The 19,344-nt window shown below is 67.6% G+C and carries 22 protein-coding genes; 12 read left to right on the forward strand and 10 right to left on the reverse strand.

The features are described 5' to 3' along the window. Nucleotides 1-7 precede the first annotated feature (7 nt). Entirely contained in the window at nt 8-1,174 is a 1,167-nt protein-coding gene (alr, locus tag HLH48_RS08700) for an alanine racemase (RefSeq protein ID WP_182997108.1), read from the reverse strand. Nucleotides 1,175-1,416: 242 nt separating this feature from the next. Between alr and HLH48_RS08705 the strand changes: the two genes are divergently transcribed. The 3 genes from HLH48_RS08705 (at nt 1,417) to HLH48_RS08715 (ending at nt 3,103) form a co-directional block, all read left to right on the forward strand. Next, nucleotides 1,417-1,809, forward strand: a complete 393-nt coding sequence (locus HLH48_RS08705) for an Lrp/AsnC family transcriptional regulator (RefSeq protein WP_246387169.1) — start codon at nt 1,417-1,419, stop codon at nt 1,807-1,809. Nucleotides 1,810-1,821: 12 nt separating this feature from the next. After that, nucleotides 1,822-2,775 carry a CHAD domain-containing protein gene (locus HLH48_RS08710; protein WP_220795048.1) on the forward strand — a complete coding sequence of 318 codons (954 nt, stop codon included), beginning with the start codon at nt 1,822-1,824 and terminating at the stop codon, nt 2,773-2,775. A gap of 118 nt (nt 2,776-2,893) precedes the next feature. Continuing rightward, nucleotides 2,894-3,103, forward strand: coding sequence for a hypothetical protein (locus HLH48_RS08715; protein ID WP_182997110.1), 210 nt, complete (start codon nt 2,894-2,896; stop codon nt 3,101-3,103). Nucleotides 3,104-3,131: 28 nt separating this feature from the next. On the opposite strand, the gene HLH48_RS08720 is transcribed toward HLH48_RS08715, so the two are convergent. Then, nucleotides 3,132-3,419 carry a DUF1330 domain-containing protein gene (locus HLH48_RS08720; RefSeq protein WP_182997111.1) on the reverse strand — a complete coding sequence of 96 codons (288 nt, stop codon included), beginning with the start codon at nt 3,417-3,419 and terminating at the stop codon, nt 3,132-3,134. A gap of 226 nt (nt 3,420-3,645) precedes the next feature. Here HLH48_RS08720 and HLH48_RS08725 point away from each other — a divergent pair, with 226 nt between their 5' ends. Further along, on the forward strand, nt 3,646-4,530 hold the full coding sequence (locus tag HLH48_RS08725; protein ID WP_182997112.1) for an ion channel: 885 nt from the start codon (nt 3,646-3,648) through the stop codon (nt 4,528-4,530). A 152-nt stretch (nt 4,531-4,682) separates the two neighbouring features. Beyond that, nucleotides 4,683-5,171, forward strand: coding sequence for a bacterioferritin (bfr, locus tag HLH48_RS08730; RefSeq protein ID WP_182997113.1), 489 nt, complete (start codon nt 4,683-4,685; stop codon nt 5,169-5,171). A gap of 154 nt (nt 5,172-5,325) precedes the next feature. Here the strand turns inward: bfr and HLH48_RS08735 are convergent, their stop codons facing one another. The 5 genes from HLH48_RS08735 to HLH48_RS08755 all read right to left on the reverse strand — a co-directional run bounded on the left by HLH48_RS08735 (nt 5,326) and on the right by HLH48_RS08755 (nt 10,159). Continuing rightward, entirely contained in the window at nt 5,326-6,516 is a 1,191-nt protein-coding gene (locus HLH48_RS08735) for an acyltransferase family protein (RefSeq protein ID WP_182997114.1), read from the reverse strand. 5 nt (nt 6,517-6,521) lie between these two features. Continuing rightward, entirely contained in the window at nt 6,522-6,965 is a 444-nt protein-coding gene (locus HLH48_RS08740; RefSeq protein WP_182997115.1) for a hypothetical protein, read from the reverse strand. Nucleotides 6,966-7,525: 560 nt separating this feature from the next. Beyond that, entirely contained in the window at nt 7,526-8,092 is a 567-nt protein-coding gene (locus HLH48_RS08745; protein WP_182997116.1) for a hypothetical protein, read from the reverse strand. 301 nt (nt 8,093-8,393) lie between these two features. Further along, complete coding sequence (locus HLH48_RS08750; protein WP_246387170.1) at nt 8,394-8,888, reverse strand: hypothetical protein; 495 nt, start codon at nt 8,886-8,888, stop codon at nt 8,394-8,396. Beyond that, on the reverse strand, nt 8,870-10,159 hold the full coding sequence (locus HLH48_RS08755; protein ID WP_182997117.1) for an aminopeptidase: 1,290 nt from the start codon (nt 10,157-10,159) through the stop codon (nt 8,870-8,872). The genes HLH48_RS08750 and HLH48_RS08755 overlap by 19 nt, the downstream gene beginning before the upstream one ends. Before the next feature lie 121 nt (nt 10,160-10,280). On the opposite strand from HLH48_RS08755, the gene HLH48_RS08760 reads away from it, so the two are divergent. Next, a complete protein-coding gene (locus tag HLH48_RS08760) occupies nt 10,281-10,619 on the forward strand; it encodes a Rieske 2Fe-2S domain-containing protein (RefSeq protein ID WP_182997118.1) in 339 nt (112 codons plus the stop codon). Here the strand turns inward: HLH48_RS08760 and HLH48_RS08765 are convergent. The 3 genes from HLH48_RS08765 to HLH48_RS08775 form a co-directional block, all read right to left on the reverse strand. Continuing rightward, nucleotides 10,588-10,977, reverse strand: coding sequence for a DUF4186 domain-containing protein (locus HLH48_RS08765; protein ID WP_182997119.1), 390 nt, complete (start codon nt 10,975-10,977; stop codon nt 10,588-10,590). The two genes, HLH48_RS08760 and HLH48_RS08765, sit on opposite strands and share 32 nt — an antisense overlap. Continuing rightward, nucleotides 10,977-12,218, reverse strand: a complete 1,242-nt coding sequence (tyrS, locus tag HLH48_RS08770; protein ID WP_182997120.1) for a tyrosine--tRNA ligase — start codon at nt 12,216-12,218, stop codon at nt 10,977-10,979. The genes HLH48_RS08765 and tyrS overlap by 1 nt, the downstream gene beginning before the upstream one ends. Nucleotides 12,219-12,396: 178 nt before the next feature. Next, nucleotides 12,397-13,062 (reverse strand): alpha/beta hydrolase, encoded by a 666-nt coding sequence (locus HLH48_RS08775; RefSeq protein ID WP_182997121.1) that lies wholly within the window; start codon nt 13,060-13,062, stop codon nt 12,397-12,399. A gap of 611 nt (nt 13,063-13,673) precedes the next feature. On the opposite strand from HLH48_RS08775, the gene HLH48_RS08780 reads away from it, so the two are divergent. Genes HLH48_RS08780 through HLH48_RS08805 form a run of 6 tightly spaced genes read left to right on the forward strand, consistent with a single transcriptional unit; the run spans nt 13,674 to nt 19,289 of the window. Next, nucleotides 13,674-14,816: a cysteine desulfurase family protein gene (locus HLH48_RS08780; RefSeq protein WP_182997122.1), complete on the forward strand. Its 1,143-nt coding sequence runs from the start codon at nt 13,674-13,676 to the stop codon at nt 14,814-14,816. After that, nucleotides 14,813-16,054, forward strand: a complete 1,242-nt coding sequence (locus tag HLH48_RS08785; RefSeq protein WP_182997123.1) for a cysteine desulfurase family protein — start codon at nt 14,813-14,815, stop codon at nt 16,052-16,054. The genes HLH48_RS08780 and HLH48_RS08785 overlap by 4 nt, the downstream gene beginning before the upstream one ends. Next, entirely contained in the window at nt 16,042-16,356 is a 315-nt protein-coding gene (locus HLH48_RS08790) for a ferredoxin family 2Fe-2S iron-sulfur cluster binding protein (protein ID WP_182997124.1), read from the forward strand. Before HLH48_RS08785 ends, HLH48_RS08790 begins: the two co-directional genes overlap by 13 nt. 35 nt (nt 16,357-16,391) lie before the next feature. Further along, nucleotides 16,392-17,489, forward strand: coding sequence for a tRNA 2-thiouridine(34) synthase MnmA (gene mnmA, locus HLH48_RS08795; protein ID WP_182997125.1), 1,098 nt, complete (start codon nt 16,392-16,394; stop codon nt 17,487-17,489). 29 nt (nt 17,490-17,518) lie between these two features. Further along, nucleotides 17,519-18,187, forward strand: coding sequence for a glutathione S-transferase family protein (locus HLH48_RS08800; RefSeq protein ID WP_182997126.1), 669 nt, complete (start codon nt 17,519-17,521; stop codon nt 18,185-18,187). 16 nt (nt 18,188-18,203) lie between these two features. Beyond that, complete coding sequence (locus HLH48_RS08805; protein ID WP_182997127.1) at nt 18,204-19,289, forward strand: glycosyltransferase family 4 protein; 1,086 nt, start codon at nt 18,204-18,206, stop codon at nt 19,287-19,289. Nucleotides 19,290-19,344: the final 55 nt, after the last annotated feature.

A 19,344-nucleotide genomic window follows, 5' to 3' on the forward strand; every position in this document is an offset into this window, starting at 1 on the left:
TGTGTCGTCAGGTCCGCTCAGGAGAGGGGGTGCCGTCCGCGACATAGGCGCGGTGGTAGCGATGCCCCAGGGAGGTCAGGATTTCGTAGCCGATGGTGCCGGCGCCGCGTGCCACGTCATCGACGCCGTGCTGGGGCCCCAGCAGGTCCAGCATGGCGCCGGGCGTGGTCAGGGAATCGGGGGCGTCGGTGATGTCGACGGCCATGGAATCCATCGAGATGCGACCGACGATCGGCAGGGCCTGCGTGCCCAGCCAGGCGCGGCCGTCGCGCGCGGCATGGCGCATGAAGCCGTCGGCGTAGCCCGCGGCGACGGTCGCGATCCGGCGTGGAGCGGACGGGCGGTAGGTCAGGCCGTACCCCACGCCGTCCCTGGGGCCGACGATGCGGGTCTGGAGGATCCGGGCTTGCAGGCGCACGACCGGGCGCATCGGGTTGGGTGCGCTGTCGTTGGGTGCCACGCCGTACAGCGCCGCGCCGGGGCGCACGACGTCGAAATGGAAACCCGGCCCCAGGAAAATGCCCGACGAGGCGGCCAGGCTGACGGGCGCCGCCGGCAGGCGCGCGCGCAGTGCCAGCAGGCGCGCGCGCTGCCGGGCGCTGGCCGGATCGGACGGGTCGTCGGCGCAGGCGAGATGGCTCATGACCAGGCCGGGACCGATGCCGCGCCAGCCGTCGGGATCGGCCTCGATTCGATCGATATCCTGCTCCGACAGGCCGAAGCGCGACATGCCGGTATCGAGTTGCACCGCCGCCGGCAGGGGGCGGTCCAGGCCGCGCGCCGTGGCGCGCCAGCCCCGGATCTGCTCGACACTGTTCAGCACCGGGATCAGGTCATGCCGCACGCAATCGGCCTCGGCTCCCGCCAGCGGGCCGTGCAGGACGAAGATCCGGGTGGTGGACGCGACATGGGGGCGCAGGGCGATGCCCTCGTCCACATGGGCGACGAAGAAGGTGCGCGCGCCGGCGCGCTCCAGCGCCGGGGCGACCCGGGTGGCGCCCAGCCCGTAGGCGTCGGCCTTGACCACCGCCGCGCATTCCGCCCCGGCCGCCAGGCCGCGCAGCGTGCGGTAATTGGCGCGAATGGCGTCGAGGTCGATCGTCAGCGTCGCGCCGGCCCGGCTGCGGGGCCAGCCGGTATCGGATAAAAGCGGGGCAGGGGGAGCAGGGGGCATGGCGGCGCGACCTCGACCGATCAGGGCGTGTGATGTCCTGCATCAGCTTAGGCCGGGTGGGGCTGATATTTCCTGCCGATTGATCGCATGATCTGTCGCCTGAATGAGAAATATGCAATTCCATGCGCTGAAATGGCATGATCTGCCGGGGTGGTTGCAGGAACATGATAGAATCTGACTCGAAACAAAAAAAGGACCGGACGACCGAATCGATCCTGCGTCATCTGAGCCAGGACGGGCGCATGACCAATGCCGATCTGGCGCAGCGGGTCGGGCTGTCTCCCTCGGCGTGCCTGCGGCGAGTACGGCAGTTGGAACGGGCCGGGGTGATCCGCGGCTATCGCGCGATCATCGACGAACGGGGGCGCGAGGGGACGACGATCGTGATCGTGCGGATCACGCTGGAGCGCCAGACCGAGGAATGCCTGCGGCGGTTCGAGGCCCGGGTCAGGACCTGCCCCGACGTGCGCCAATGCTACCTGATGACCGGCGACGCGGATTATCTGCTGCACGTCGCGGTGCGCGATGCGGCGGATTACGAGCGTATCCATAACGAGGAACTTTCGCGCCTGCCCGGCGTGGCACAGATCCAGAGTCATTTCGCCATCCGCCCCGTGGTGTGGCGACAGGGGTGAGAGGTCACGAACATGCCCGATCAGGTCGGGACTGCCATTCCGGACAGTCACGGCGCGGCGCCGGTGGAACTGGAGCCCGGTGATAGCGTGTGCCGGGCGGTGGCGCGGATCGCCGCCGTTCTGCGCGACCACCTGACGGCCAACCTGCCGGTGGCGATCGACGGGCGGAATGTCGAGGGCGTGCATCAGGTGCGCGTGGCATTGCGTCGGTTCCGCGCGCTGGTGGCCTTGCTGCGACGCGATTATCCGTGTGCGACGCTGGACGAGGCGGCGGCGCGGGCGCGCAGGCTGGCGCGGGCCGTCGGCGACGCGCGGGACTGGGACGTCTTCCTGCTGGAGACGCTGCCGGGCCTGAGCCCGCTGGGGCGGATGGGGGTCAATGTCGCCGGGATGTTGCTGCCGTTGGCCGCGGCCCGGCGCGACGCCGCCTATGACGGGGTTCGGCAGATCCTGGGTGGGGAGGATGCCAGGTGGGTCCTGCGCCTGGTGAACCGTCTGGCCGAAGGCGAACTATGGGACGAGGCTCGGTCGCCGGCGGGATTGAAGGCGCTGGAGGAGCCGGCTGGCGCTTTCGCCGTCCGTCATCTGGCGCGGCTGCATCGCAAGGTCCTGCGGAAGGGGCGGGGATTCACGCTGCTGACGCCGCCGCAGCGTCATGAGGTACGCCTGGCCTTGAAGAGGTTGCGCTATGCGGCGGAATTCTTCGTCACGCTGCATGCGCCGGGGCATGCGGGCAGGCGTTATCTGCGCCGCCTGGCGGCGATGCAGGCGGCGCTGGGCATGGATAGCGATGTCCTGACCACGCGGCTGCTGCTGGAACGCTTCGGCGATGCGGCGGACGGCGAGATCCGCTATGTCCTGGGCGCCGTCACCGGGTTTCTCTGCTGCCGCCAGGATGCGACCCATGAGAACGCGCATCGGCGCTGGCGCAAATTCCGCCGGACGGCCGTCTTCTGGGCGCGCTAGGCGGCCGTCATCGGACTGTCACGAAGACTTCATGCGGCCGTCGTTGCGTCGGGCCGGAGATCGTGGTCATGAACCCGCGTTTCTACCGACATGCCGCTGCACGAAGGAGAGTCATGTCATGATCAAGTCTGAGATCGTCGAAATCGACGGGGTGTTCGTCGGGGTCGTCATCCAGTTCCGCCATGACGGAACGCGCGTCTTCCGTGCCATCCATGAATGGCTGCGCCCGTTGAACGGGCAGATCATGACGTCGCTCCAGGATGCGCGGACGCTGGCGGCGGGCCTGTTCCGCCGCCAGCGGGTCGTGGCGGCCCTCGCCGCCGCCTGACATGTCCGGAGGCCGGTTGAAACCGGCCTTAAACGCCCTGGACGATGACGGCGCGGTATGACGCGCCTTTCCAGCGGTGCTGCACCACCGTCTGGTAGGCCGGGCTGTCGTACCAGGCGCGCGCGGCCTCGATGGTGGGGAATTCGACGATCACCACGCCTTCGGGGGGCGTGCCTTCCAGGACGTCCTGGGTGCCGTAGGCCGCCAGGATCCGGGCCGGATGGCCCGCGAAGGTGGGGGCGACGGCTTTCGAATAGGCGTCGAGTTCCGCCTGGTCGGAGGTGGATTCACGCGTGAAGACGATATAGGCGGCCATGGTCTGTATCTCCTGTGGAGCGGCCATTTTGCCATGGCGGCAGGCTTCCGGCCAGCGCGCTTTCACCCGGCGCGGCGCGCATGAGACCCGCGCGATCCGCGCCATACGCGGCCGCGCGTTTTCGCGTCATATCTCTCCGCAATCAGATCATGCGGAAGGATTAGCGACAATGGACAGGGCGCCTGGACCGGAAAATAAAACAAAAACAAGGCCTACCGCCCCCCATATGCCGCATGTCCTGTCGCGTCTGCGCCTGCATCATGCGCTGGAAGACCGGGGACATGACAATGTCGTGCGTGTCGGCCATGCCGACAGGGCGTGGTCCGATTTCTATCACCATGCCCTGACGATCCGCTGGACCGGTTTCTTCTGGTATACCCTGCTCTGCTACGTCCTGTTCAACGGCGTGTTCGCGCTGCTGTACATGACGGTTCCCCGGCAGGTCACGGGCACCCGGCCGGGCGTGTTCTGGGATTACTTCTTCTTCAGCATCCAGACCTTTTCCACCGTGGGCTATGGCGTGATGGCGCCGGTGGGGCTGGTGGCGCACGTGTTCTCGGCCTGCGAATTGCTGGGGGGGATGATCCTCAACGCCGTGGCCACCGGCCTGGTCTTCGCGCGCTTCGCCCGGCCCAGGGCCAGGATCATGTTCAGCAACAGCGCCCTGATCCGCCACGAGCAGGGCATCGCGCATCTGAGCGTGCGTATCGCCAACCAGCGCCTGAGCCCGATCCTGTCGATCGACACCGAATTGTTTCTCTCGCGCCTGATCGTCCAGCCGAACGGGCGGCTGGTCAGGCAGTTCGACCCGCTGCCGCTGGTCCAGTCGCATATCCCGGTCCTGCGCTTCGCCTTCTCGCTGATGCACGTCATCGACGAAGGCAGCCCGCTGCACGGCCTGACGATCGAGGAACTGCGCAAGGAGGAAGCGGAAATCGTCCTGACCGTGAGCGGTACCGACGAGGTCTCGGGACAGAGCGTCTTCGCGCGGTCCGCCTACGGGTTCGACCGGGTGCTGTACAATCATCGCTTCGTCGATATCATCGACGCGTCGGCCGATGGGCGGATCACCGTCGATTACACGCGCTTCCACGCGACCGAGGGGGAGTGACCGGTGCTGGCGCGCGCAACGCAGCGTCAGATTTGCGAGTGAGAATTAAATCTATTATCATATTGATATATATGAATTTTATGTTTGCAATCCGGATGCGGCAGGGTGTAAGCCCGTGATGGAAAGCATCCACCATCGATCGGAGAGGGCGCATGGCCATCAAGGACCCCAAGGTTATCGAGCATCTGAACACCCAGCTCACCAACGAGTTGACGGCGATCAACCAGTATTTCCTGCACGCCCGCACGCTGCGCCACTGGGGCGTCACCCTGCTGGGGAAGAAGGAATACGAGGAATCGATCGAGGAGATGCGTCATGCCGACTGGCTGATCGAGCGCATTCTCTATCTGGGCGGCCTGCCGAACGTGCAGCGGCTGAACACCATCCTGGTCGGCCAGAACGTCCAGGAGATCCTGGAATGCGACCTGAAGCTCGAAGTCAAGGCGCTGGACGATCTGCGTGAAGGCATCGCCTATTGCGAGAGCGTGCGCGATTACGTGTCGCGCGATCTGCTTCTGAAGATTCTCGATAACGAGGAAGAGCATGAAGATTTCCTCGACCGCCAGTTCGATCTGATCAAGCTGGTCGGGATCGAGCGTTATATTCAGTTGAACTCGGCGCCGGCGCCCGAGCAGGCGTGAGACCCTGAAACACATGCCTGGCGCATCCCGCGCCGGGCCGCTTTCGCCTTGAATCGCATGCGAAGAGCGTTCGCGCGCAGGCGTTCCTCCGGCACCGTCCTTGCCGCGCCCTTCGCTACTCAGCCTGGGGTGGTTCGTAGTGGCCTTTGCGGGGTCAGAGTCTGATGACGATGTTGCGGCGGTAGAGCACCGCAAGGGGCAAGGCCATGACAGCCGTGAAGGCCACGGCGAAGAGGAACGAGGCCAGGTCCGGTGACGGAATCCAGAAGGCGAAAAACCGCGTATAGAGCCACGTATAGACCGAATGCTCCGTGTCGGCGGGGGCCGGAAGAACCATCATGGTCTTGACGACGAAACCGCTGAGCAGGAAGGCGACGATGGCGTTTGTGCCGAACACGCGCAGGACGAGCAGCGCATGGGACGCGATCCGGCTGTCGTCCTGAACCCGCCGGATGTCGAACGCCCAATCGAACGCGGCCAGCATCAGCAGGGCGGCGCCGGATGTGACCAGCACGAAGGAACTGGTCCATAGTGCCTTGTTGATCGGCATGGCCATGCCCCACGCTTGACCGAGTGCAAGGCTGATGAGGCCTGCGGCAAGGAGCAGGAGCGTCCTGTGTCGCGCGGACATGTTGCGATTCCGGAACGCCTGCCCCGCCAGCACGCCGGACAGTACAGAGGCGCAGGCCGGCAGCGTGCCAAGCAGGCCTTCCGGGTCCCAGGTTTTTTCATACAATATGCCCGTATGCAGCACGCGGAGCGTCCAGTGCGAGACGATACGGTCCAGCCATGCCGCCAGGTTGGCCTGGGGGTCGAGCAGCGGGACATCGCGTCCCGGCAGGCCGAGGCCTGGTATGGGAACGGCGCAAAGCATCAGCCACCAGCCCAGCAGAATGCCGCAGGTCACGGCCAGCAGCGGCAGGGGCTTGCGGGTCGCCATATAGAGCAGTGCCACCAGACCGTAGCACAATGCGATGCGCGTCAGAACGCCGAAGAGGCGCAGATGGCCGAGATGGAAATGGGGATACGCACTGAGTAGAAGCTTGAGTGCGATCAGCAGCAGAACCCGTCGCGCGATATGCCCGGCCAGCTTGGCCCGGCTTTCGCCGGCGGCAAGGCGGCGGTCGAGCGCGAACGGAATGACGCAGCCCATCAGGAACAGGAAGAACGGAAAGACGAAGTCCGCCGGGCGGCAGCCGTTCCAGGGAGCATGTTCCAGGAGCGGCCAGACATGGTTCCAGCTACCGGGCGTGTTGACGACGATCATGAACGCGATCGTTGCCCCCCGCATCGCGTCGATCGAGACGATGCGGGGGGCGGCGGGGATAATTGCGGAGCCGGTCATGGGTGTCAGAAGTGGGCCTGTGCCTTGATGAACATGGAACGGCCGACATAATCATGGATGCCGGGGGCGGTGTTGCAGTCACCGTTGGCGTAGAAGTTCGGGTCGCGTCCGCCGATATTCTTCACCCCTGCCGTCACGATATACCAGCTTTCATGATAGGTGGCCATGACATCCTGGATATCGGCGCCGAAGGACAGCGCATTCAGATAGTCGATCGGGTGGACGTAGGATGTGTTGATATCCAGCCCGTCTTCGATAAAGGCGCCGGTATTCGTATGCAGCCGCGATACCGGGCAGAGCTGCCCGTTCACGTCACGTCCATGCAGGATGGAGCAGGAGGGGCTGGAAAGGTTGGTGCTTTCGTAACAGCCATTCAGTTCGGTCGGCAATGACGGATAGCCGATCGTCTCGGTGATGTGGGTTTGGACATAATCGATCGTCGCGGTCAACGCCGGCAGGAAGCGCGGGGTCAGGATCGTGCCGATGGTACAGGTGCGCGACAGTTCCGGTTGCAGCAGGGCATTGCCGCCGCCTGAACGGCGCTGGGATCGGTGTCAGGTTATCATTGACGTCGACATGACGGGTGGTCGGATCGACGCGGCCTGCTGTTCCGATATGATCCGGTTGTCTTTCGAATCTTCCCGGCTTTGTCATGCCTCGTGCTCCTGGCGACTGAATTATGTTTCGGTATCATAGTGTTTCTATATCGAACTGAATGTGTCCATTTCAAAAAGGTCGTTCGACCATAACCACAGGCTAACCTGTTTATTCGGTAGACTGTACTGTCGGTCTGGTGCCCCGATCCTGAATCGTGCTCGACGTGATGCAGATTGCGGCCTGGAAGATCAGGCACAAACTCGCGCGGGCGAGGATCAGCGGGCGGGACGCCGATCGTGGCGGCTGTTGAAGCCACGCCGCAAGGAAAGCTGAATTGCCATCCGTCCTGTTTCAATTCGTTGCTCGGCAATGGCTGCCATGCCGCATAGGCTGCCAAAGCCCAGCCGAGCGTTCAGGACGCGGCGTTTGCCGGCTCCGTCCGGGGCCACAGGACGCGGGTCGCTCCGATATCCAGCCCATGCCAGCGCGCCATGGTCAGCAGGCAGGCACCACCCACGACCAGCCTTTCTCCCGCCGGCAGGAGGGGGCGCGGATAGGGCAGGTGGTATCCGGTGCTGGCCAGATACGCGCCCAGCATCTTCACCGCTGCCACGAACCGGGCATGGACCGAGGGGCGGGGGAAGACGCGGTGCAGTGCATTGCCGATTTCCGGCATCCGCCCTTGCTGGGCGGCGGCGGTGGCATGCAGGAAACTCTGTTCGGTCGCCGTGAGCCGGGTGGTGCCGGACGTGCCGACGGCCAGCCCCGGCAGGCACAGATGGGCCATGCGGCTGAATGCGTCATGGAAGGCGAGCGCCATGGTCGCGTGGACGGCACGTGGCCGCGCCGGAGCGGGTAGGGGGGTACGTCCGACCGTGCCCTGGCGGGCCGTCCATTGCGCGGACAGGCGCCGGAGGATTCGGACCGTCAGTCTCTCGCTGGGGGACAGGTCGTACAGGCGGGGCATTGCGTCAGTCATGGGACACTCCCGATCGGCGTTGCGTATCGTGCGTGAGGATGACTTTAATTAAGAATGCCTCGCAATTGCAATAGTAATCCGACGGCTTCATCATGCCGTCATGACGCGTCAGGGTGTGTGGGGTTTCCAAAAAACATGAGATTTATTGAAGAAGAATCAACTTCATCACGAGTGCCGCTTCCGTCTGTCCGGGGGCGGCCGTCGCTGGATGTCTTTATCACGCTTGCGTGAAAAAGCGACGCCCCGTTTCCGTCATCCGGAACCGGGGCGCGCCGTATGGCTGCGGGGGACGTCCCGCGTCTCAGTTCATGGCCTTCATCAGCGCGTCGGCTTCCGGCTGGTGGGCTTTCAGCAGGGCGACATTGGCCGGGTTGAGGGTGGGGGCGTGCGCGCCGGCTGGTGGCGGCTGACGGATCATGGCCTCGGTGATGCCGAATGCGCTGATCCCCATGACGAAGTCACGAGCCGTGAAGCCATTGGCCGCCAGGATCTGGGACAGGCCCGGAATGGCGGCGGTCTGGTCGATGGTCTGGGCCAGCGACAGGTTCTGGGCGTTCGGCGGATTGATGCCGGCGGCCTGGATGGCGCGGATGGTCGTGGTCATGCGCGGCAGGAAATCGGCCGGCAGCGGATATTGCGCGGCCGCCTGCATGTCGTGCTGGAACGCCGCGATTTCGGCGGCCGAAGGCTGGCGGGCCTGTTGCTGCGGCGCCTGGGCCATTGCGGCGGCGGGCAGGGCGGCGGCCAGGGTGGCCGCCAGGATCGTCAGTCGCATCGTCATACCGTATTGACCCATTCACCGTGTTTCATCAGGGGTTCGCGGTCGCCATCCTGGGAGATGGCGGTCACGTCGATTTCGGCCGAACCGATCATCCAGTCGATATGGATGAAGCTGCTGTTGGCGCCGCGCGCCTCAAGCTGTTCCGGTGTCTGGCCTTCGGTCTCCACCATGCATTTCGTGTAGGCCTGGCCGAGTGCGATGTGGCTGGCGGCGTTCTCGTCGAACAGCGTGTTGCGGAACAGCACTCCGGTCTGCGAGATCGGGGAGGAATGGGGTACCAGCGCCACCTCGCCCAGGCGCCGGGCCCCTTCGTCGGTGGCCAGGATGCGTTCCAGCACCGCCTGGCCCTGGGTCGCGCGGGCTTCGGTGATCCGGCCGCCCTCGAAACGCACCGCGATGCCGTCGATCAGCGTCCCCTGGTGAAACAGCGGCTTGGTGGCGCGGACGACGCCTTCGACCCGCCGCGCGTGCGGCGTGGTGAAGACTTCCTCGGTCGGGATATTGGGATTGCACACGATGCCGTTGCGCGCGGGCTCCGACCCGCCGGCCCAGGCGTGGCCGTCGGCCAGGCCTACCGTCAGGTCGGTGCCGGGCCCGGTGAAGTGCAGCGCCGCGAAGCGCCGGTCGTTCAGCCAGTCGGCGCGCCGGTGCAGGGTTGCGTTATGGGCGCTCCAGTTCGCCACCGGGTCGTCCGCCGTGACGCGCGAGGCCTGGAAGATCGCGCCCCACAGCCGTTCCAGCGCCCGGTCGGGGGCCTCGTCGGGGAAGACCTGCTCCGCCCAGGCCGGGGTGGCGCAGGCGACGATGTTCCAGTTCACGGCGAAGCTGGTGATCAGTTCCATCGCCGGTCGACCGGCCAGCGACGCGGCCTTGCTGGCACGGGCCACGCGGTCGGGGTCCTCATGGCTCAGCAGTACGGGGTTGCCGCCGGTGATGGCCATGCGTGCCGCGCCCTGGCGATAGGCGTCGGCCATGCCTTCGTGCAGCCAGGTCGGCGCGATGTCGAATGCCGCGTCGGGGGCATGGCGGAAGCGCGCCAGCGTGACGGCGTCATCCGTATAGAACGGCGTGACCAGCGACGCGCCGGCCCGATAGGCGTGTTCGGCGATCCGCCGCACCAGCGGCACCGCCTCCAGCGGCGCCGTGATCAGCACCTGCTGGCCCGGCGCGACGTTCAGCCCGATCCGGACCGCGACTTCGCCCAGGCGGTCCAGAAGCCTGTCATGGGCCGACCCGCCAGGGGGCGGCGAGGAGGACGTCGATGAGGATGTCGATGAGGATGTCATTGAAAGCGGATATCCTGTCACTTTGATCCATTCACCCTAGCCTGATCGTTTGGGAGCGGATAGGCAACCGCCGTGGAACGGTCGAGGCGGGACACAAATGGATGAGGATTGCGGCCGAAGCATGGAGAACTGGGTGCGGCTGTGCGCGACCGAGGCGGCGCGCGCGGGGCCGCACCGCGTGGTCGTGGACGGCACGGGGCTGGTGGTCTGGCTTGCGGCCGGCGGCAGGCCGCGCGTCTTCGCCGATCGCTGCCCCCATCGCGATGCCCGGCTGTCGGCGGGGTATGTCGAGGCGGGGCACCTGGTCTGCCCGTTTCATCTCTGGGCGTTCGACGAATCGGGTCATTATGTCGGGCCCGATGGCGTGGCCGTTCCTGAATGCGCGGTGGCGCGCTTTCCCGTTCGCGAATGCGATGGCGCGCTCTGGGTCAGGCTTGCTCCCGCTCCAGCCATGTCCTGATGATTGTCAGCACATAGGCGCGGTCGGGTGCATCCAGTTGCTGTCCCTTGGCAAGCCCGTGCCATTTCTCCAGGCAGCCGCGACAGCAGGTGGCGGTGGCATGCTGCGCGACGAAGACCGGGTGGCCGCGCCAGGGCGTCTGGCGGCCGTCGCGCGCCGGGTGCGCCGGGGCCAGGCGGCGCGTGATGAAATCCGCCGCATGCTCCATGACCGTCGGGAGGCCCTTGTCTTTCAGATAGGCGCGATCCTTCGCATCCAGATGGAAGCGCGCCCGGAAAGCCGAACGGGCCAGGCCCTGCCACAGCGCGTCGGGTATCGGCGGGGGCGGCGTGTCGCCCGCCCCGACACCTCCGCCCATCAGGCCGGGCGCACCAGAAGGTGATGCTTGCGCCCCGACGACAGCTTGATCGCGCCGTCCACCAGGTCCGCCGGGGTGACCATGAGCGATTCGTCCTTCACCGCGACATCGTTGATCCGCGCGCCGCCGCCGCGGATCAGGCGCCGCGCCTCGCCATTGCTGGCGGCCATGCCGCTTTCGGCGAACAGGCGGAAGGCGGGCAGGCCGGCCGCCAGCAGGTCGGCCGCGATCGTCGTGGCGGGCAGGGCGGCGGGAGCCTCGCCGCCCTCGAAGGTGCGGCGCGCGGTCTCGGCGGCTTCCTCGGCGGCGGCCCGGCCGTGGCACAGGGCGGTGACCTCGGTGGCCAGGATCTTCTTCGCCTCGTTGACCTCCGCACCTTCCAGCGCGGCCAGGCGGTCGCATTCCGCCAGCGGCAGGTCGGTGAACAGGCGCAGGAAGCGGCCGACATCGGCATCCTCGACATTGCGCCAGAACTGCCAATACTCGAACACCGGCAGGCGCGCCGCCGACAGCCAGACGGCGCCACGTGCCGACTTGCCCATCTTGGCGCCCGACGAAGTGGTCAGCAGCGGCGTCGTCAGGCCGAAGACCTGCTTCTGCTCGGTGCGGCGGACCAGGTCGATGCCCGAGACGATATTGCCCCACTGGTCGGATCCGCCCATTTGCAGCGTCACGCCCATCGTGCGGTTCATCTCGCGGAAATCGTACGATTGCAGGATGGAATAATTGAATTCCAGGAAGGTCAGCCCCTGTTCGCGCTCGAGGCGCGAGCGCACGGAATCGAAGGCCAGCATGCGGTTGACCGAAAAATGCACCCCGACATCGCGCAGCAGGTCGATATAGGACAGCCGGTCCAGCCAGTCGGCGTTATTCGCCAGCCTTGCCCCCGTCTCGCCCTCGAATGCCAGGAACTGGCGCAGGCAGCCCTCGATCCCGCGCAGATTGGCCGCGATCGTCTCGCCGGTCATCAACTGCCGGGCTTCCTCGCGGAAGGAGGGGTCGCCGATTCGCGCCGTGCCGCCGCCCATCAGGGCCACCGGCCGGTGGCCGTGCTTCTGCATCAGGCGCAGCAACATGATCTGGATCAGGCTGCCGACATGGAGGCTGTCGGCGGTGGGGTCGAAGCCGATATAGCCGGCCACCGGCCCGGCCGTCAGGGCGGCGTCCAGTGCTTCGAGGTCGGTACACTGGAAGATGAAGCCGCGGGCCTCGGCTTCCTGGAGGAATTCGCTGTTCGGCATGGTCGGGTCACTCTGGTATCATGGCGGCCCGGCCGGCTGGGACGGACAGGCACCGGCGACCCTCTAGCATGTCCCTCCGGCGACATGAAACCCGCACGGGTTTCGCGGCGTTGGAAAGAGGGAGACGCGATGACTGTGGCCGCCCCGTCGGGCAACGTCCGGCGGGGCGGCCACAAGGTCAGTCGGCGGCCAGCGCCAGCGCGCCGCGCGCCATGATGGTGCCCACATGGTCTTCCACGGCTTCGGCCACCTGTTCGGCATGGTTGGCGAAGATATGGTCGGCACCCGCGAAAATGCGATAATCCACCGAGACGCCCTTCTGGGTGTTCAGCTTGTCGACCAGCTTGCGGATCGCCGGCTCGGGAACCAGTTCGTCGGAATCGCCGGCGATCATCAGCCCGCCGCAGGGACACGGGGCCAGGAAGCCGAAATCGTAATGATTGGCCGGCGGTGCGACGCTGATCCAGCCGGTGATTTCCGGCCGCCGCATCAGCAGTTGCATGCCGACGAAGGCGCCGAACGAATAGCCGGCGATCCACAGCCCGCCGGCATTCGGGTTGACCATCTGCATCCAGTCCAGCGCCGCCGCCGCGTCGGAGATTTCTCCGATGCCGCCGTCATAGCGGCCCTGCGAACGGCCGACCCCACGCGAATTATATCGCATGACCGAGAAACCCATCTTCTCGAACGAACGATACATCGCATAGGTGATGCGGTTGTTCATGGTGCCGCCATGCAGCGGGTGGGGATGAAGGACCAGCGCCAGCGGCGCATTGGGCTCGCTTGAATGGTGATAACGTCCCTCAAGGCGGCCGTCAGGGCCGGCGAACATGACCTCAGGCATTCGTATCCCGCAATATGCTTCCCGCGCCCCCAGGCATGGCGTCGGGATCGTTACTGTGGCGGCCGGTGGACGACGATGCCCCGTCGCCTGCCGGCGGATAGGAAAGGGCGGCTGCTCGGCCGCCCCGGCAGTCGGGCACGCTGCCCTTGCGATTCACGCGTGATCTCTGGTCATACCGACAGCGCCGATCCGGCCGGATGGGGGACGAGCCGACATTGCATCCTGTTTAGAGTGACGCAACGCGAGGAGGGCGCGAAATGCCGGTTTGTCAGGCGTGGATTGCATTTCAAGCAGTCATGGAACCCCTGGGGAGGGAACGGGAGGCTGACCGGTTGACTTCCTGCTTGATGTGGCCATAGTCCAGTATCCCTTCATTCCATCAGGGCGGCAGTCACCGTCCATGACATCCGGCCGGCCGATGCCGTTCGCCCGGGTGTGACAATACTCATCGCGCATCCGGCGGTTCATGAGCCGATCGCCTTGCCATGAGGGTGTATATAGCGATCCGGAATCGCCAATTGCCAGATAATTCGTGTTTACACTTGCCGGTGCGACACGCACCGTCCGGTCGTGGAACGGGGCTGGCATCTGGGCCGAGGGGAGAAAATGGCATGGGGCATGACTGGATCTACTTCGATGCCAACGCTTCCGAACCGGTGCGCCCGGCGGCGCTGGATGCTCTGGCCCGTGCGGCGTCCGTGCCGGGCAATCCGTCCTCGGTGCATCGGGCGGGGCGGGAGGCGCGCGCGGTGCTCGAATCGGCGCGGGAGCGGCTGGCGGCCCTGTTCGGCGCGCGTGGGGACAATTGCGTCATGACCTCCGGCGGGACCGAGGCCAACCTGCTGGCGGTGGCCGGGCTGGGTGCCGGGCGGCGTGTGCTGGTCTCGGCGATCGAGCATGACGCGGTGCGTGCCGCTGTGGTGGGGGAGAGCATTCCGGTCGATGGCGACGGCGTGGTGCGGCTGGCCGTGCTGGAGCGGATGCTGGCCGATCCGCGGGGCGGGCCGGCGCTGGTCTGCCTGATGCTGGCGAATAACGAGGTCGGGACGATTCAGCCGGTGGCCGAGGCGGCGCGGATCTGCCGCGCCCATGGCGCGCTGCTGCATGTCGACGCGGTGCAGGCGGCGGGGCGGATCGCGGTCGATCTGCGTGTGCTGGGGGCGGACGGCCTCGCGGTGTCGGGGCATAAATTCGGCGGCGTCAAGGGAGCGGGGGCCTTGCTGCTGGCCGGCGATGCGACCCGGACGCTGCCGCCGGTGATGGCGGGCGGCGGGCAGGAAATGGGGCGGCGCGGCGGTACGCCGGCCCTGCCGGCGATCGCCGCGATGGCCGAGGCGGCGTCCGAGGCGGTCGCGGCGCTGGCGGCGGAGGGCGCGGCGGCGATGGCGCGCTGGCGCGATGCCATCGACGCCGCGGCGGTGGCGGCGGGGGCGGTGGTCTGCGGTGCTGCTGCGCCGCGCCTGGCCAACACCACCTGCCTGGCATTGCCGGGGCGGACGTCCCAGATGCAACTGATCGCGCTGGATCTGGCGGGGTTCGGCGTGTCCGCCGGGTCGGCCTGTTCGTCGGGCAAAGTCGCGCGGTCGCATGTGCTGGATGCGATGGGGCTGGGACCGCTGGCGGGTGAGGCGATCCGCGTCTCGCTGCCCTGGACGACGCGCGAGGAGGATGTGATGCGATTTATCGAGGCCTATCGCACGATGGCGGCCCGCCTTCCCGTGCGGCGCGTGACGCTGGAGGAGGCCGGAGCATGACCGGGGAAGCCGCAGGCGAGGCCGTGCCCCCGCTCTATCTGGATTACCAGGCGACGACGCCCTGCGATCCGGCGGTGATGGCGGCGATGATGCCCTGGTTCGCCGAGATGTTCGGCAACCCGCACAGCGTGGACCATGCGATGGGCCGGCAGGCCCGCGACGCGGTGGAGGACGCACGGGCCGATGTGGCGGCGCTGCTGGGGGCGGATGTGCGCGAGGTGGTGTTCACGTCCGGCGCCACGGAAGCCAACAACATCGCCATCAAGGGCGCGGTGCGCCATCTGGCGGCGCGGGGCGACGGCAGACGGCGCGTCATCACGGTCGCGACCGAGCATAAATGCGTGCTGGAATCGGTGCGCGACCTGGCGGCGGAGGGGTTCGACCCGGTGATCCTGCCGGTCGGGGCCGACGGGAGGCTGGACCCGACGGTGCTGCGCGCGGCGCTGGCCGTGCCCACGCTGCTGGTCAGCATCATGGCGGCGAACAACGAGACCGGCGTGCTGCACGACATGGCCGCCCTGGCGCCGGAGGTTCGCGCGGCGGGCGCGCTGCTGCACAGCGACGTGGCGCAGGCGGCGGGCAAGGTGGCGCTGGACGTGCGGGCGATGGATCTCGACCTCGCGTCGGTGTCCGCCCACAAGCTGTATGGGCCGAAGGGCGTGGGTGCCCTGTATGTCCGCCGGCGGCCGCGCGTGCGGTTGGCGCCGCTGTTCTCGGGTGGCGGGCAGGAGCGGGGGCTGCGGTCGGGCACGCTGGCGACGCCGCTGCTGGTGGGGTTCGGCGCGGCCTGCCGCGTCGCGCGCACGGTGCGGGTGGAGGAGGCGCGGCGGATGACGGGGCTGCGCGACCGTTTCCTGGACCGCATGATGGCGGCCATTCCCGGCCTCGCGGTCAACGGGTCCATGGCGCATCGGCTGCCGGCCAACCTCAATCTGCGTTTCCCCGACGTGCGGGCGCTGGATGTGATCGCGCACGCGCCGGAAATATGCGTTTCCACCGGATCGGCCTGCTCGTCGGCCGAATTGGTGCCGTCCTATGTACTGACCGCGATGGGGCTGGATGCGGATGCGGCCGCGCGAAGCTTGCGTCTGGCGGTGGGACGCTATACCTCAGCCGCCGATATGGATCGCGCGGCGGCGATCCTGTGCCGGGCGGTGGCGGAAGCGCGCGCGGCGGGGGAGGCCGCCCGTGAGCCGACTCATGATGACACGGCCAGGATAGCAGAATGCCGCATATGATTTTCGTCGAGCATGACGGAACCCGCCGCGAAGTCGACGCCCCGGTCGGCCTGTCGGTTCTGGAGATCGCCCACAAGCATGGGGTCGATCTGGAGGGCGCGTGCGAGGGATCGCTGGCCTGCGCCACCTGCCATGTCGTGGTCGACCCCGAATGGGCGCCGAAGCTGGCCGCGCCGACCGAGGACGAGGAAGACATGCTGGACCTGGCGTTCGGGTTGGAGAAGACCTCGCGCCTGGGCTGCCAGATCGTGATGACCGACGCGCTGGACGGCCTGGTCGTGCGCCTGCCGCGCACCGCCTGAGCGAACGGCCTGAACGAACGGAAGGAACCCGCCCCATGCGGATCATGGTCGCCATGTCGGGCGGCGTGGACAGCAGCGTGGTCGCCGCGCGCCTGGTGGCCGAGGGCCACGAGGTGGTGGGCGCGACGTTGCAGCTCTATGATTCGCGGGCCAGCGCGCGCAAGGGCGCGTGCTGCGCCGGGCGCGACATCCATGACGCGCGTCGCGTGGCCGACCGGCTGGGCATTCCGCATTATGTGATCGATGCCGAAAGCCGGTTCCGCGAGAGCGTGATCGAAACCTTCGCCGACGCCTATGCCGGCGGCGAGACGCCGGTTCCGTGCGTGGCCTGCAACCAGGGCGTGAAGTTTACCGACCTGCTGGGCATGGCGCGCGACCTGGGCGTCGATGCGATGGCGACCGGCCATTATGTCCGCCGGATCGAAGGTCCGGCCGGGCCGGAACTGCATCGCCCGGTCGATGCCTCGCGCGACCAGTCGTGGTTCCTGTTCGCGACCACGCGCGATCAATTGGATTTCCTGCGCTTTCCGCTGGGCGACATGCCGGACAAGGCCGCCGTGCGGGCCGAGGCCGAGCGTTTCGGTCTGGAGGTGGCGTCCAAGCCCGACAGCCAGGATCTGTGCTTCGTCTCCGACGGTTCCTACGCGCAGGTGGTCGAAAAGCTGCGCCCCGAGATGGCGGGTAGCGGCGAGATCGTGGACGAAGCCGGGCGGGTGGTCGGGCGGCATGACGGCGTGACGCGTTTTACGGTCGGGCAGAGCCGGCGGCTGGGCAATGCCGCGATGCGCGATGGCGAACGGCAGATGGTGGTCGGGATCGAACCCGCCGCGCGCCGCGTGGTGATCGGGCCGCGCGCCGCCGGCGCGGTGCGTGATGTGTCGTTGCGCGACGTGAACTGGCTGATCCCCCCGCCGGAGGGCGAATTGCGCTGCATGGTGCAGATCCGCGCGCGAGAAGATGCGCGGGCGGCGACCGTACGGTGGGCGGAGAATGGTGCCAGCGTGACGCTGGACGAACCGGCGATGCCGGCGCCGGGGCAGGCATGCGTGCTGTACGAGGGAAGCCGGGTGCTGGGCGGCGGGTTTATTCGGCGGCGGGAGCCCGTCGCGGTGCGGGGATCTTCTGTTTCTTGAAAAGAACAAAGGCGGAGAGGGCAAGCACCATGGCGGACGGCACATTGTATATCGGCACCCGACGCTATTCGTCCTGGTCCCTGCGTGGCTGGCTGGTCGTGCATCTGGCGGGCCTGGATGTCGACGAGGTGCTGATACCCCTTGCCGGGGGCGGCGGCACGACGGCGATCAGGGCGGTCTCGCCTAATGGGCTGGTGCCTTACCTGGAACATCACGGCGCGCGGATGTGGGAAAGTCTGGCGATCGGCGAATATTGCGCCGAGATCGCGCCCGGCCTGTGGCCGACGGACCGGATCGCGCGGGCGCATGCCCGCAGCATCGCCGCCGAGATGCATGCCGGTTTCCGCCCGCTGCGTGTTGCGTTGCCGATGAATCTGGGCCGCCCCGCGCGGCCGCTGGCGGGTGGGCTGGCCGATGACGTGCGGGCCGATATCGCGCGGATCGATGCCATCCTGTCGGAAACCCGTGCGGCCTATGCCCAGGGCGGCCCGTATCTGTTCGGTGCCGAACTGACGGTGGCCGACGCGATGTTCGCACCGGTGATCGCCCGCTTCCTGTCCTACGACGTCGCTCTGTCGACGGGGGCTGCCGATTATGCGGCGTTCCTGCGGGCGCATCCGCTGGTGGCGCGCTGGTATGACGACGCGGCCGCCGAGCCGGAAGCGTGGCGGCTGGAGCGATACGAGTCCATCGCCTGAACGACCGGTGACGCCAATGGCGCCGGTCCTGACGATCCTGCCGCCGCGCGAGCGGTTCGCGCCGGGGCAGGCGGGGGCGATCAGTCTGGTGGTGCATCGTCTGGCGGGCCCCGGTGATATCGTGGTGGGCCAGCCGGTCGCGGCGCCTTTCGCCGATGTGGCGTTCCGGGCCGCGCTTCCCGGGTGCTGGCCGTTCCGGCCTCTGCGCGCAACGGCGCGCTACGTGGCCGCCGTGGCGCGCATCGTCCGACAGGCACGGCCCGCGCTGGTCGAAATCCATAACCGGCCCGATATCGCCCTGGCGCTGGCGCGGCGTTTCCCCACGCTGCCGATGACATTGACGCTGCATAACGATCCGCGGCCGATGCGCGGCGCGGCGTCGCCCGCCCAGCGGGCGGCGCTGGCGCGGCGGATGCGGGTGATCGCGGTGTCGGAGTGGGTAAGCCGGTGCTTTGCCGAGGGATTGCCCGGCATCGAGGTGGCGGTGCTGCCGAATTGCATCGACATGGCGTCCCTGCCTGCCCCCCTGCCGGCGGCGGCGCGCGAGCGGACGATCCTGTTTGCCGGGCGGGTGGTGGCGGACAAGGGCGCCGATGCCTTCGTGGCCGCCTGCGGCGCGCTGCTGCCGCATCTGCCGGGCTGGCGGGCGTGCATGATCGGGGCCGACCGTTTCGGCGACGTTTCACCCGAAACGCCGTTTCTGCGTGCATTGCGGCCTGCCGCGCGGGCGGCGGGGGTGGAGATGCCGGGCTACCGGCCCCATGACCGGGTGCTGGACGAAATGGCGCGGGCCGCGATCGTGGTGGTGCCCAGCCGCTGGCCCGAACCGTTCGGCCTGACGGCGCTGGAGGCGATGGCCTGTGGCGCCGCCCTGGTCGCCTCGCCGGTGGGCGGGCTGCCGGATGTCGTGGGCGATGCCGCGATCCTGGCGCGTCCGGACCCGGTGGCGGACCTGGCGGCGGCGATCGGCGCGCTTGCGGCCGCCCCGGACCGGCGCGCCGCGCTGTCGGTCGCGGGGCGGGCGCGGGCGGCGATGTTCGATTGCGCGGTCGCGAGGGACAGGCTGGGTGCGTTGCGGCGGGCCGCGATCGCCCTCCGCTGAAAGAGTTCCGGGCGAGGGATGGGACGGAGGCACCGGCGCGCCTATATGCTGGGAC

Origin of the sequence: Gluconacetobacter sacchari, assembly GCF_014174255.1 — a bacterium.
GTDB classification, from domain to species: Bacteria; Pseudomonadota; Alphaproteobacteria; order Acetobacterales; family Acetobacteraceae; genus Gluconacetobacter; species Gluconacetobacter sacchari.